This is a genomic window from Streptomyces sp. NPDC002386, from assembly GCF_053593175.1.
In genome coordinates this window covers 135,258-147,203 of sequence record NZ_JBSFBX010000015.1, presented here as the reverse complement: position 1 = coordinate 147,203, position 11,946 = coordinate 135,258, and the positions used below count along the sequence as shown (strand labels likewise).

General features: G+C 71.5%; 13 protein-coding genes. 10 read left to right on the top strand and 3 right to left on the bottom strand.

From position 1 onward, the window contains the following. Positions 1 to 148 precede the first annotated feature (148 nt). The 8 genes from hemL to ACWCPN_RS27725 all read left to right on the top strand — a co-directional run bounded on the left by hemL (position 149) and on the right by ACWCPN_RS27725 (position 8,336). Positions 149 to 1,468, top strand: coding sequence for a glutamate-1-semialdehyde 2,1-aminomutase (gene hemL, locus ACWCPN_RS27760; RefSeq protein ID WP_365129622.1), 1,320 nt, complete (start codon positions 149 to 151; stop codon positions 1,466 to 1,468). Beyond that, entirely contained in the window at positions 1,465 to 2,169 is a 705-nt protein-coding gene (locus ACWCPN_RS27755; protein WP_451211283.1) for a histidine phosphatase family protein, read from the top strand. Before hemL ends, ACWCPN_RS27755 begins: the two co-directional genes overlap by 4 nt. 114 nt (positions 2,170 to 2,283) lie before the next feature. Then, positions 2,284 to 3,591, top strand: a complete 1,308-nt coding sequence (locus tag ACWCPN_RS27750; protein ID WP_451211437.1) for a hypothetical protein — start codon at positions 2,284 to 2,286, stop codon at positions 3,589 to 3,591. Positions 3,592 to 3,694: 103 nt separating this feature from the next. Next, the gene (locus ACWCPN_RS27745) at positions 3,695 to 4,285 is read left to right on the top strand and encodes a TlpA family protein disulfide reductase (RefSeq protein ID WP_451211280.1); all 591 of its coding nucleotides are present in this window, start codon (positions 3,695 to 3,697) and stop codon (positions 4,283 to 4,285) included. Between the two features lies 1 nt (position 4,286). After that, complete coding sequence (locus ACWCPN_RS27740) at positions 4,287 to 5,060, top strand: cytochrome c biogenesis CcdA family protein (protein ID WP_174266129.1); 774 nt, start codon at positions 4,287 to 4,289, stop codon at positions 5,058 to 5,060. Positions 5,061 to 5,063: 3 nt separating this feature from the next. Next, on the top strand, positions 5,064 to 6,758 hold the full coding sequence (resB, locus tag ACWCPN_RS27735; RefSeq protein ID WP_451211275.1) for a cytochrome c biogenesis protein ResB: 1,695 nt from the start codon (positions 5,064 to 5,066) through the stop codon (positions 6,756 to 6,758). Continuing rightward, positions 6,755 to 7,855: a c-type cytochrome biogenesis protein CcsB gene (ccsB, locus tag ACWCPN_RS27730; RefSeq protein WP_392291917.1), complete on the top strand. Its 1,101-nt coding sequence runs from the start codon at positions 6,755 to 6,757 to the stop codon at positions 7,853 to 7,855. Before resB ends, ccsB begins: the two co-directional genes overlap by 4 nt. A gap of 25 nt (positions 7,856 to 7,880) precedes the next feature. Continuing rightward, positions 7,881 to 8,336 carry a hypothetical protein gene (locus ACWCPN_RS27725; RefSeq protein WP_451211272.1) on the top strand — a complete coding sequence of 152 codons (456 nt, stop codon included), beginning with the start codon at positions 7,881 to 7,883 and terminating at the stop codon, positions 8,334 to 8,336. Positions 8,337 to 8,380: 44 nt separating this feature from the next. Here ACWCPN_RS27725 and ACWCPN_RS27720 read toward each other — a convergent pair whose 3' ends face one another. After that, positions 8,381 to 9,355 carry a quinone oxidoreductase family protein gene (locus ACWCPN_RS27720; RefSeq protein ID WP_451211269.1) on the bottom strand — a complete coding sequence of 325 codons (975 nt, stop codon included), beginning with the start codon at positions 9,353 to 9,355 and terminating at the stop codon, positions 8,381 to 8,383. A gap of 122 nt (positions 9,356 to 9,477) precedes the next feature. On the opposite strand from ACWCPN_RS27720, the gene ACWCPN_RS27715 reads away from it, so the two are divergent. Both ACWCPN_RS27715 and ACWCPN_RS27710 read left to right on the top strand, forming a co-directional pair. Next, the gene (locus ACWCPN_RS27715; protein WP_451211266.1) at positions 9,478 to 9,801 is read left to right on the top strand and encodes an ArsR/SmtB family transcription factor; all 324 of its coding nucleotides are present in this window, start codon (positions 9,478 to 9,480) and stop codon (positions 9,799 to 9,801) included. Positions 9,802 to 9,910: 109 nt separating this feature from the next. Beyond that, the gene (locus ACWCPN_RS27710) at positions 9,911 to 10,858 is read left to right on the top strand and encodes a DMT family transporter (protein ID WP_451211263.1); all 948 of its coding nucleotides are present in this window, start codon (positions 9,911 to 9,913) and stop codon (positions 10,856 to 10,858) included. Here ACWCPN_RS27710 and ACWCPN_RS27705 read toward each other — a convergent pair. Continuing rightward, positions 10,755 to 11,636, bottom strand: a complete 882-nt coding sequence (locus ACWCPN_RS27705; RefSeq protein WP_451211260.1) for a LysR family transcriptional regulator — start codon at positions 11,634 to 11,636, stop codon at positions 10,755 to 10,757. The genes ACWCPN_RS27710 and ACWCPN_RS27705 overlap by 104 nt on opposite strands. A 4-nt stretch (positions 11,637 to 11,640) precedes the next feature. Continuing rightward, positions 11,641 to 11,946, bottom strand: a complete 306-nt coding sequence (locus tag ACWCPN_RS27700) for a PLD nuclease N-terminal domain-containing protein (protein ID WP_451211258.1) — start codon at positions 11,944 to 11,946, stop codon at positions 11,641 to 11,643.

Here is an 11,946-nt window from a genome sequence, read left to right as displayed (position 1 = left end):
AGCTGTGTGTATCAGCTCTCAGTCTCGCAGATGGCGCGGCCGTGACCCCGAGGCCGGCGGCCCGATGCCCGGGCCGCGGCCTACCCTGAGGTGGTCACCACCCGAACCGGAGTCCGAGAGGCCGGAGAAGCCGCACGTCATGAGCGCCATGAGCGAACTGCCCTATCCCTACGAAGCGCCCGCGTCGCAGGCGCTCTTCGACCGTGCGTCGGCCGTCACGCCGGGCGGCGTGAACTCCCCGGTGCGCGCCTTCCGCGCCGTGGGCGGCACGCCCCGGTTCATGGTCTCCGGCAAGGGGCCGTACCTGACCGACGCCGACGGCCGGGAGTACGTCGACCTGGTGTGCTCCTGGGGGCCGATGATCCTCGGCCACTCGCACCCCGAGGTGATCGCCGCCGTGCAGGAGGCCGTCGCCCGCGGCACGTCCTTCGGCACCCCGGGCGAGGGCGAGGTCGCCCTCGCCGAGGAGATCGTCGCGCGGGTGGAGCCCGTGGAGGAGGTGCGGCTGGTCAGCAGCGGCACCGAGGCGACCATGTCGGCGATCCGGCTCGCCCGGGGCTTCACCCGGCGGTCCAAGGTCATCAAGTTCGCCGGCTGCTACCACGGCCACGTCGACTCCCTGCTGGCCGCCGCCGGGTCCGGCGTCGCCACCTTCGCGCTGCCCGACACGCCCGGCGTCACGGGTGCCCAGGCCGGCGACACGATCGTGCTGCCGTACAACGACCTGGAGGCCGTGCAGGAGGCCTTCCACCGGCACCCGGGCGAGATCGCCTGTGTCATCACCGAGGCCTCGCCGGGCAACATGGGCGTCGTACCGCCGGCCCCCGGCTTCAACCAGGGGCTCAAGGACGCGTGCCGGAAGAACGGCGCCCTCTACATCTCCGACGAGGTGATGACGGGGTTCCGGACCAGCCGCGCCGGGTGGTACGGCGTCGACGGGGTCAAGCCCGACCTGATGACCTTCGGGAAGGTCATGGGCGGCGGCTTCCCCGCCGCCGCGTTCGGCGGCCGGGCCGACGTCATGGCCCACCTCGCGCCCGCCGGGCCCGTCTACCAGGCCGGCACCCTCTCCGGTAACCCGGTCGCCACCGCCGCCGGGCTCGCCCAGCTCCGGCTGCTCGACGACGCGGCGTACGAGACGGTCGACGCGGTCTCCGCGCAGATCCAGAAGCTGGTCACGGAGGCGCTGAGCAAGGAGGGCGTCGCGCACCGGCTGCAGACCGCCTCCAACATGTTCTCCGTGTTCTTCACCGACCGTCAGGTGCGGGACTACGAGGACGCCAAGCGGCAGGAGTCGTTCCGCTTCACCGCCTTCTTCCACTCGCTGCTGTCGAACGGCGTCTACCTGCCGCCGTCGTCCTTCGAGTCCTGGTTCGTGTCCACGGCTCACGACGAGCGGGCCATCCAGCAGATCGCCGACGCCCTCCCGGCGGCGGCCCGAGCGGCCGCGGAGGCCACGGCAGCATGAGCAGCAACGGCAGCGAGAAGGACATCACCGTCGTCCACGTCATGCGGCACGGCGAGGTCGAGAACCCGGACGGCATCCTCTACGGGCGGCTCCCCGGCTACCACCTGTCCGAGCTGGGCCGGAAGATGGCCGACCGGGTCGCCGAGCACCTCGCCACCCGGGACGTCACCCACGTCTGCGCCTCCCCGCTGGAGCGCGCGCAGGAGACCGCCACCCCGATCGCCAAGGCGCGCGGGCTCGACCTGGCCTCCGACGCGCGGCTCATCGAGGCCGACAACGTCTTCCAGGGCAAGACCTTCGGGGTCGGGGACGGCGCGCTGCGCAAGCCCGGCAACTGGAAGCACCTGGTGAACCCGTTCCGGCCGTCCTGGGGCGAGCCGTACGTCGACCAGGTCGTGCGCATGATGGGCGCGCTGCACAGCGCCAAGGACCGGGCCCGCGGGCACGAGGCGGTGCTGGTCAGCCACCAGCTCCCGATCTGGACGCTGCGGTCGTACGTGGAGAAGCGGCGGCTGTGGCACGACCCGCGCAAGCGGCAGTGCACGCTGGCGTCGCTGACGACCTTCACCTTCCAGGGCGACCGGATCGTCTCCGTCGGCTACTCCGAGCCCGCCGTCGACCTGGTCCCGGTCCACCTCCGGGCCGGTGCCAAGCCGCAGAAGGGCAAGGGGACCGCTCAGGGCAAGGCCTTCGGAGCCTGATCCACCCTTTTGCCTGGCCTGTTACGAAAAGCATAAAGAAGTATCGGAACCTCCCCGATCGTCGCGCCCTCTGACTGGGTGACCACCAGCAGGCGCGACGAATCGGGGATATCCATGCGCACCTTCTCCCGTACCGACCGGATGCTCTCCCGCAGGGGAGCGCTGGGCCTCGGCGCGGGCGCGGCGGCCGCCGCCTCGCTCACCGGCTGCGGGACCCTCAAGTCCTCGGACGAGAGCGGGCGCCCGTCCGGTTCCGGTCACGCGGACGGCGGGAAGGGCGGGGCGGGCAAGGGCGGGGCGCATCCCGCCCGGCCCATCGGCGACGGCTCCACCTCGTTCACCGGCCGGCAGCCGCACCAGCCCGCGAAGCCCGAGCCGCTGGAGCCCGGCCAGACCCCTCCGCAGTTCGTGATCTTCTCCTGGGACGGCGCCGGCGAGGTCGGCAACGGCCTCTTCCCGCGCTTCCTCGACCTGGCGAAGCAGCACGGCGCGAGCATGACCTTCTTCCTCTCGGGGCTGTACCTGCTGCCCGAGTCGAAGAAGCGGCTCTACGAGCCCCCCAACAACCCGCGCGGGGCCTCGGACATCGGCTACCTCAGCGACCCCCACGTCAGGTCGACCCTCGCCAACGTGCGCCGGGCCTGGCTCGAGGGGCACGAGATCGGCACCCACTTCAACGGGCACTTCTGCGCCGGCTCCGGCTCGGTCGGCAACTGGACCCCGCAGCAGTGGCGCAGCGAGATACGGCAGGCCAAGGCCTTCGTGAAGGAGTGGCGGACCAACACCGGCTGGACCGACCTGCCGTCGCTGCCGTTCGACTACGACAAGGAACTGGTCGGCGGCCGCACACCCTGTCTGCTCGGCCAGAACAACCTGCTGCCCACCGCCCGCGAGCTGGGCTGGCGCTACGACGCCTCCTCGCCGGGCGGCCGCCAGGTGTGGCCGCTGAAGCGGATGGGGATCTGGGACCTGCCGCTCCAGCAGATACCTTTCCCCGGACGTTCCTTCGAGGTCCTGTCCATGGACTACAACATGCTGGCCAACCAGTCCGTGAACTCGACCAACGCGCCCGCCTACCACCACCCGGCCTGGCGGACCCAGTCCGCCCAGGCCTACATCCAGGGGTTCCGGCGGGCGTACGAGACGAACCGGGCGCCCTTCTTCATCGGCAACCACTTCGAGCAGTGGAACGGCGGCATCTACATGGACGCCGTCGAGCAGGCCTTCACGCACATCGCGCGCGAGAAGGAGAAGGGCGGGGACGTGCGGCTGGTCTCGTTCCGGCAGTTCGTGGACTGGATGGACGCGCAGAAGCCCGAGGTGCTCGCCCGGCTGCGCACCCTGGAGGTGGGGCAGCGGCCCACCGGGGGCTGGAAGGAGTTCCTGCGGGAGGCCAAGTCGGCCGCCGGCAGCACGGCGTGATGAATTGCCCTGAATGTCCTGTGTAAATAGTCCCTGAAATGCGGTTTTCCGCCTGCCAGGGGGGTGCGCGAGCTCCCCGGAACAGGCATGCGAAACTTTTCACATGAGTACCCGTAGCCGCGCCGTCCTGCTCAGCGCCATGGCCGCCGTGTCGGCCCTGACCCTGTCCGCGTGCGGCAACGGCGGCACCTCCGGCGGAGGCGGCAACACCAACTTCGTCACCGGCAACAACGGCATCGACACCGCCTCCCGGGGCAAGCGGGCCGCCGCGCCCGACCTGTCCGGCAGGACCATCGACGGCAAGAGCCTCGACATCGCCGACTACCGGGGCAAGGTCGTGGTCGTCAACGTCTGGGGCTCCTGGTGCGGGCCGTGCCGGGAGGAGGCCCAGTACTTCGCCAAGGTCTCCAAGGCGTACGAGGGCAAGGGCGTGCAGTTCGTCGGCATCAACACCCGCGACACCAGCACCACCCCCGCACTCGCCTTCGAGCAGGAGCACGGCATCGGCTACCCGAGCCTGTACGACCCGACGGGCAAGCTGATGCTCCGCTTCGAGAAGGGCACGCTCAACCCGCAGCTCATCCCCTCCACGCTCGTCATCGACAAGGACGGGAAGGTCGCCGCGCGGGCGCTGGAGGCGCTCGACGACACCGCGCTGCTGAAGATGCTCAAGCCGGTCCTGGCGGAGAAGTGACGTGAGCGACCTTCTGACCCTCGCCGCGGTGACGAGCCGGAACGGGACCGTCCTCAACGGCGCCCTGCTGGTGGCCCTGCCCGTCGCGGTGCTCGGCGGCCTCGTCTCGTTCTTCTCCCCGTGCGTGCTGCCGCTCGTCCCCGGCTACCTGTCCTACGTGACCGGTGTCACCGGCGCCGACCTGCAGGAGGCCCGGCGGGGCCGGATGGCGGCGGGCGCCGCGTTGTTCGTGCTCGGCTTCACGGCCGTGTTCGTCTCCGGCGGGGCACTGTTCGGCTTCTTCGGAGCCACGCTCCAGGAGTACAAGGGCACGCTGTCCAAGGTGCTCGGCGTGCTCATGATCCTGCTGGGCGTGTTCTTCATGGGACTGATGCCCTGGCTGACCCAGCGTGAGTTCCGCTTCCACCGGCGGCCCGCCACGGGCCTGGTGGGCGCGCCCGTGCTCGGCGCCCTGTTCGGCATCGGCTGGACGCCCTGCATCGGCCCCACCCTCGCCTCCGTCGTGGCCCTGTCGTCCCAGCAGGCGAGCGCCGGCCGCGGTGCGGTGCTGACCGTCGCCTACTGCCTGGGCCTCGGGGTGCCCTTCGTGCTCACCGCGGTCGCCTTCCGCAAGGCGCTCGGTGCCTTCGGCTGGGTCAAGCGCCACTATGTCTGGGTGATGCGCGCCGGCGGCACGATGATGATCGTGACCGGTGTGCTGCTGCTGACCGGGGCCTGGGACCACCTGGTGAACGAGATGCAGAGCTGGTCCGACGGCTTCACTGTGGGGATCTGATCGATGAGCGCAACCGAAACCGACAAGGGCCGCGAGCAGGAGGAGCTGGGAGCGGCCGGCTCCCAGCTCTCCACCGCCCCGCAGGAGGAGACCGTCAGCCTGCCGGGCCTCGGCGTGATCGGCTGGGTCCGCTGGTTCTGGCGGCAGCTCACCTCCATGCGGGTGGCGCTGCTCCTGCTCCTGCTGCTCTCGCTCGGCGCGATCCCCGGCTCGCTGATCCCGCAGACCGGCGCCGACGCCACCAAGGTCGAGGACTTCCGCGCGGCCCACACCACGCTCGCGCCGGTCTACGACCGGCTCGGCCTCTTCCACGTCTACAGCTCGGTGTGGTTCTCCGCGATCTACATCCTGCTGTTCGTCTCCCTCATCGGCTGCATCGTCCCGCGCACCTGGCAGTTCGTCGGCCAGCTGCGGGGCCGTCCGCCGGGCGCGCCCAGGCGTCTGGACCGGCTGCCCGCCTACACCACGTGGCGCACCGAGGCCGAGCCCGAGCAGGTCCGCGAGGCCGCGCTCGCGCTCGTGCGCGGGCGCCGCTTCCGGGCCCATGTCGCCGGGGACGCCGTCGCCGCCGAGAAGGGCTACGTGCGCGAGCTGGGCAACCTGATCTTCCACATCGCGCTGATCGTGCTGCTGGTCGCCTTCGCCTCCGGCCAGATGTACAAGTCGGACGGCACCAAGCTGATGGTCGAGGGCGACGGCTTCTCCAACGCCCTGCCGATGTACGACGACTTCAAGTCCGGCAGCATGTTCACCACCGACGACCTGTCGCCGTTCAGCTTCGGCCTGAAGGACTTCACAGGCACCTACGAGCTGACCGGCCCCAACCGCGGCACCCCGCGCACGTACCAGGCGAAGGTCACCTACAGCGAGGGCGCGGACGGCAAGGACCGGACGACCGAGATCAAGGTCAACGAGCCGCTGAAGATCGGCGACGCCAAGGTCTACCTCGTCAGCCACGGCTACGCGCCCGTCATCACCGTCCGCGACGGCAAGGGCAAGGTCGTCTACCAGGACGCCGTGCCGCTGCTGCCGCTCGACGGCAACGTCACCTCACAGGGCGTGATCAAGGTGATGGACGGCTACCGCGACGCCCGGGGCGGGAAGGACCAGCTCGGCGTCCGGGCCTTCTTCCTGCCGACCTACGGCGGTGGCGCCTCGGTGCTCTCGCAGTTCCCCGCGCTGCTGAACCCCGTCCTGAACCTGGAGCCGTACCACGGCGACCTCGGCGTCAACTCGGGCATCCCGCAGAGCGTGTACCAGCTCGACAAGACCCACATGAAGGGCTTCAAGGACACCAAGGGGCAGCAGCTCAGGGGGAACCTCAAGCCGGGTCAGACCCTGAAGCTCCCGGACGGCGCCGGCTCGATCACGCTCGAGAAGGACATCAAGGAGTGGGCCGGCTTCGAGATCGTCCAGGAGCCGGGCGGCGGCTGGGCGCTCGTCGGCGCGCTCGGCGCGATCTTCGGCCTGGCCGCCTCCCTGTTCATCCAGCGCCGCCGCGTGTGGGTGCGTGCGGTGCGCGGCGCCGACGGTGTGACCGTGGTCGAGATGGCCGGGCTCGGCCGCAGCGAGTCCGCCAAGGTGCCCGAGGAGCTGGGTGACCTCGCCGCGACCCTCTACGACCAGGCGCCGGGGGCACCCGGCCCCGACGACTCCACCCCATCCCCCGCTGGACCTGCCGAAGGGGCCGAGAAGTGACTCTCGCCGCCGCAACCGAGCTCGCCGCCGCGACCAACGAACACCTGGCGAGCATCAGCAACACGCTGATCTACTCGTCCATGGCCGTCTACACCCTGGCCTTCTTCGCCCACATCGCCGAGTGGCTGTTCGGCAGCCGCAGCAAGGTCGGCCGTACGGCCGCCGCGCTGACCGCCGGCGCCGAGCGCAGGACGGGCGCCCCCGCGGTCACCGTGAAGAGCGCCGGCGGGACCGCCGTGCTGGAGCGGCCGAAGGTCGTCGTGCGCTCGGCGTCCGGCGCACGGGACGTGCCGGACGGCCCCGGCGCGCACGGCGGTGACGAGCAGGGCGACATGTACGGCCGGATCGCCATCTCGCTCACCGTGCTCGCCTTCCTCGTGGAGCTCGCCGGCGTCGTCGCCCGCGCGGCATCCGTGGAGCGGGCGCCGTGGGGCAACATGTACGAGTTCAACATCACCTTCTCCACGGTCGCCGTCGGCGTGTACCTCACGCTGCTGGCGCTGCGGAAGAACGTGCGCTGGCTCGGACTGTTCCTGGTCACCACGGTCCTGCTCGACCTCGGTCTGGCCGTGACCGTGCTGTACACCGCCAGCGACCAGCTCGTCCCGGCGCTGCACTCGTACTGGCTGTACATCCACGTCTCCACCGCGATCTTCTGCGGCGCGGTGTTCTACGTCGGCGCGGTCGCCACCATCCTGTACCTGTTCAAGGACTCCTACGAGAACAAGCTGGAGACCGGCGGCAAGCCCGGCGGCTTCGCGCGCTCGGTGCTGGAGCGGCTGCCCGCCTCGGCCTCGCTGGACAAGTTCGCCTACCGCGTCAACGCGGCCGTCTTCCCGCTGTGGACGTTCACGATCATCGCGGGCGCGATCTGGGCGGGCGACGCCTGGGGCCGCTACTGGAACTGGGACCCCAAGGAGACCTGGTCCTTCATCACCTGGATCGCCTACGCCTGCTACCTGCACGCCCGGGCCACGGCCGGCTGGAAGGGCCGCAAGGCCGCCTACCTGGCGCTGATCGCGTTCGGCTGCTGGCTGTTCAACTATTACGGCGTCAACATCTTCGTCACCGGCAAGCACTCGTACGCGGGCGTGTGACCGCCCGGTCGGTGACACTGGTGCCATGAGCGGTTCCATCGAACAGGGCATCAGCCAGACGCACGGGAACACGCACATACTCCACTTCCTGGTGCGGCTCCCGAGGACCATGGAAGAGGTCTGGACGGCGGTGGCCACGCCCGCGGGACTCGCGGGCTGGTTCACCGCCGTCGACGTTCTCGAGCCCAGACTCGACGGCGAGGTCGCCCTGCGGGACCTGGGTGCCGGCCGGGTCACCGCGTGGGACGTGGACCGGGTCGCCGAGTACGCGGTGGCGGGCGGCCGGCTGCGGTTCCACCTGGAGCGTGAGCGGCAGGGCGGGTGCGTGCTGCGCTTCACCCACGAGTACCAGGGCGAGGGCGAGTCGGAGACGGCCTGGCGCACCAGGTTCGAACGGCTGATCGAGAATCTGGGTTCCCCGCCCCCGACCCCGACGCCCGGCCAGGAGGCGTCGGAGCCGCTTCCCGGGCAGTACACCTGACGTCGCCGGGCGCCCGGTCCGGCGCCCGGCCGCGCCCCCGCCGGCTACGCCCCCACGCGCAGCAGCAGCTTGCCCGTGCTCGTGCGCGTGCCCATCAGGCGGTGCGCGTCCGCCGCCTCCTCCAGCGCGAACTCGGCCGTCACCGGGAGCGACACCGTGCCGTCGGCCACCTTCGCGAAGGCCCGCTCGGTCAGGCGGCGCAGTTCGGCCGGGGCCGTGCCCGCCAGGGTCAGGATCGAGAACCCGGCGACGGACACGCCGAGCGGGTACAGCTCGGGCTGGCCCACGCTCCACGGCTGGGCCGAGCTCGCGTTCCCGAAGGAGACCAGGCGGCCGAAGGCCGCCAGGGAGGCCAGGCCCTCGCGCAGGGTGTCACCGCCGACCGGATCCAGCACCAGGTCGGCGCCCCGGCCGCCGGTAGCCTCCCGCACCCGCTGCCGGAAGTCGCCGGTGAACACCTCGTCGTAGCCGTACTTCCGGGCGTGGGCCGCCTTCGCCGCCGAGGACACCACCCCGTACACCGCGCCGGCGCCCGCCGCCCGCGCCAACTGGCCCACCGCCGTGCCCACCCCGCCGGCCGCGCCCTGGACGAGCACCGTCTCGCCGGGCTGGAGCCGGCCGACGGAGTGCACCAGGGCGTAGGCCGTCGGCAGGACGGTCGGCAGGGTCGCCGCCGTGCGCAGGTCCACCCCGGCCGGGAGCGGGAAGACGGTCGCCGCCTCGGCCACCACCACCTCCGCGTACGCCCCGCTCCCGGTCAGCGCCGCCACCTCCTGGCCGACGGCCAGACCCGTGACACCCGCGCCGAGCGCCCGGATCCGGCCCGACACCTCGAGGCCGGGGACGAACGGCAGCCGCGGCACCCGGTAGCCCTCCGAACGCGCCTTCAGGTCGGCGAAGTTGACGCCCGTCCAGGCCACGTCGACGCTCACCTGCCCGGGCCCTGGCTCGGGCGCCTCGGCCGTCACCGCCGTCAGCACCTCGGGACCGCCGTACCGCTGGAACTCGATCGCGCGCATGCGGGACTCCCCGTTCGACTCAGTGTTCAATGAAAAGCGAACACTCGTGAGTGTATGGTTTTCATCGAACACTCGGCAAGGGGAGAGCGCGGGCCGGCCGGCGCCGCGCCGAGGAGGACGGCATGGCCACGAGCAGTCACCGGGCCGCCCCGGAGCACACCCACCCCGACGAGGTGCCCGTGCTCGCCGCGCTCGCCGCCCTGGCCGACCCGGTGCGCCTCACCCTCGTCCGGGAACTGGCCGGGTCCGCCGACTGGTCCCGGAGCTGCGGCAGCTTCGACGTGCCGGTCGGCAAGGCGGCCCTCAGCCACCACTTCGCGGTGCTGCGCGGCGCCGGTCTCGTGGAGCAGCGCGACGAGGGGCCGAAGCGGGTGAACCGGCTGCGGCGGACGGAGTTCGACGCCCGCTTCCCCGGACTGCTCGGCCTCGTCCTCCGGGGCGACTGACCCCCGCACCCCGGCGGCCTGCGGGCATCGGCGGTGCCGATGGCCCCATCGGCAGGACGCCCCAGCGGCTCGTGGACCGGCCCCGGCGGCCGTCCGTAGCGTCGGCGCCATGACCTCAGAGCACACGGGCACGGCCCAGCTGACCACCGCGATGATGCTGTCCGGCACCCTCGGCGTCTTCGTCGTCGAGTCCGGTGCCCCGCCCTTCGACGTCGTCTTCTTCCGCGTCCTGTTCGGCGCCCTGGCTCTCGGCGGCTACGTGCTGGCCCGCGGCTGGCTGCGCGACCACGGCTTCACCCCGCGCACCCTCGGCCTCGCGGTCCTCGGCGGGGTGTTCATCGTCTTCAACTGGGTGCTGCTGTTCCAGTCGTACGAGAACACGTCCATCTCGGTGGCCACCGTGGTCTACCACACACAGCCGTTCTACGTGGTGCTGCTCGGCGCCCTGCTGTTCCGCGAGCGGCTCACCGCCGCCCGGGTCGGCTGGATCGGCGTCGCCTTCGCCGGCCTGATCCTCGTCTCCGGGGTGACCCCCGCGGACTTCACCGGCGGCGGCGCCTATCTCACCGGCATCGGCCAGGCCCTGCTCGCCGCCCTGCTGTACGGGCTGTCCACCCTGGTCACCAAGCGGATCACCGGTGTGCGCCCGCACCTGATCGCCCTCGTCCAGGTCCTGGTCGGCATCCCCCTGCTGCTGCCCTTCGCCGACTTCGGCGCCATGCGGGGCACCGGCTGGGAGTGGGGCTGGCTGGCCGGCCTCGGGCTGCTGCACACCGGCGTGATGTACGTCCTCATGTACGCCGCCTACGCGAAGCTGCCCACCGCCAAGATCGCCGTGCTCGCCTTCGTCTACCCGGCCGTCGCCATGGTCATGGACTGGGCGGTGTACGGCCACCACATCGGGCCGGTGCAGGCCCTCGGCGTCCCGCTCATCGTCACCGCGAGCCTCAAGGTCACCCTTGCTCGGAAACCAGCCTCCGCGCCTGCTCCACGAACAGCCGGGCGTGCGCCGGAAGCCGCTTCCCGGACCGCCACGCCAGCTGCGTGCGAAGCGTGAACGGCGGCTCCCAGGCCAGCCGTACGAGCGTGCCCGCCGCGAGTTCGGCGGCGACCGTGACCTCGGGCAGCAGTGCCGTCCCGAGGCCGGCCGCCGCCGCGCGCTTGGTGGCCTCGATCGTGCCGAACTCCATGAACTCCGCCGGCCCCAGCGCCGTCAACTCCCGCTCGAACAGGTCCCGGTAGGCGCAGCCCGGCTCGGTGGCCAGCAGGGGCCGGCCGGTGAGGTCGGCGGTCGCCACGGGTTTCCCGGCGAGTTCATGCCCCGGTGCCGCCACCAGTGCCAGCGGCTCCACCGCCAGCACCGCGCTGTCCAGACCCGGGTGCTCGGTCTCCGCCTCCATCAGGAACCCGACGTCGTACGTGCCCTGACGCAGCGCCTGCCGGGTCTCGTCGCCGATGGTGGTGCGCAGCGCGAGCCGCACCGCGGGGTGGCGGTGGTGGAAGAACTCCAGCAGCGGGGGCAGCCGGTAGGAGGTCAGGGACTCCATGGTGCCGACGGTGAGGGTGCCGGCCGGCTCCTCGGCGCCGGTGACCGCGGCCCGCGCCTCCTCGGCCAGCTCGATCATCCGCCGGGCGTAGGGCAGCAGCCGCTCACCCGCCTCGGTGAGCCGGATCCGCCCGCCGAGCCGGTCGAACAGCTCGGCACCCAGCGAGGACTCCAGGGCCCGGATCTGGCTGGTCACACTGGACTGCGCGTACGACAGCTCGGCCGCGGCCCGGGTGAAGCTCAGGACGGTGGCGACCTTCTCGAAGGTGACGAGCAGCCTCAGTTCCACGGGATCAGTCGTTCCCGGGTTCGTCCCGTTCGAGGGACTTCAGGAACTCGGGGTTGTCGTCGGGGGCGACCCAGCCCGAGCCCGGCTGCCGCTCGGCGGGCGTGCCGCTGTTCGCGGCGGCCGGCTGCCGGACCCTGCCGGTGATCAGCCAGGCCACCGGGCCCACCAGCACCCAGCCGAAGAGCAGGACGACGAGCAGCCACACGCCCTTCGGCAGGTGGCGCACCTCGTCCTCGGGGGTGTTCAGGCAGTCGACGAAGGCGTAGATCCACAGCGCCAGCACCAGCAGGACGGGCAGATACCTGAGCAT

Excerpts from the sequence above, each read along its gene's own strand:
- ACWCPN_RS27710 (WP_451211263.1), top strand. The coding sequence starts at position 9,911 with ATGACCTCAGAGCACACGGGCACGGCCCAGCTGACCACCGCGATGATG.
- ACWCPN_RS27750 (WP_451211437.1), top strand. The coding sequence starts at position 2,284 with ATGCGCACCTTCTCCCGTACCGACCGGATGCTCTCCCGCAGGGGAGCG.
- ACWCPN_RS27755 (WP_451211283.1), top strand. The coding sequence starts at position 1,465 with ATGAGCAGCAACGGCAGCGAGAAGGACATCACCGTCGTCCACGTCATG.
- hemL (WP_365129622.1), top strand. The coding sequence starts at position 149 with ATGAGCGAACTGCCCTATCCCTACGAAGCGCCCGCGTCGCAGGCGCTC.
- ACWCPN_RS27720 (WP_451211269.1), bottom strand. The coding sequence starts at position 9,355 with ATGCGCGCGATCGAGTTCCAGCGGTACGGCGGTCCCGAGGTGCTGACG.
- ACWCPN_RS27745 (WP_451211280.1), top strand. The coding sequence starts at position 3,695 with ATGAGTACCCGTAGCCGCGCCGTCCTGCTCAGCGCCATGGCCGCCGTG.
- ACWCPN_RS27700 (WP_451211258.1), bottom strand. The coding sequence starts at position 11,946 with ATGCTCAGGTATCTGCCCGTCCTGCTGGTGCTGGCGCTGTGGATCTAC.
- resB (WP_451211275.1), top strand. The coding sequence starts at position 5,064 with ATGAGCGCAACCGAAACCGACAAGGGCCGCGAGCAGGAGGAGCTGGGA.
- ACWCPN_RS27715 (WP_451211266.1), top strand. The coding sequence starts at position 9,478 with ATGGCCACGAGCAGTCACCGGGCCGCCCCGGAGCACACCCACCCCGAC.
- ACWCPN_RS27725 (WP_451211272.1), top strand. The coding sequence starts at position 7,881 with ATGAGCGGTTCCATCGAACAGGGCATCAGCCAGACGCACGGGAACACG.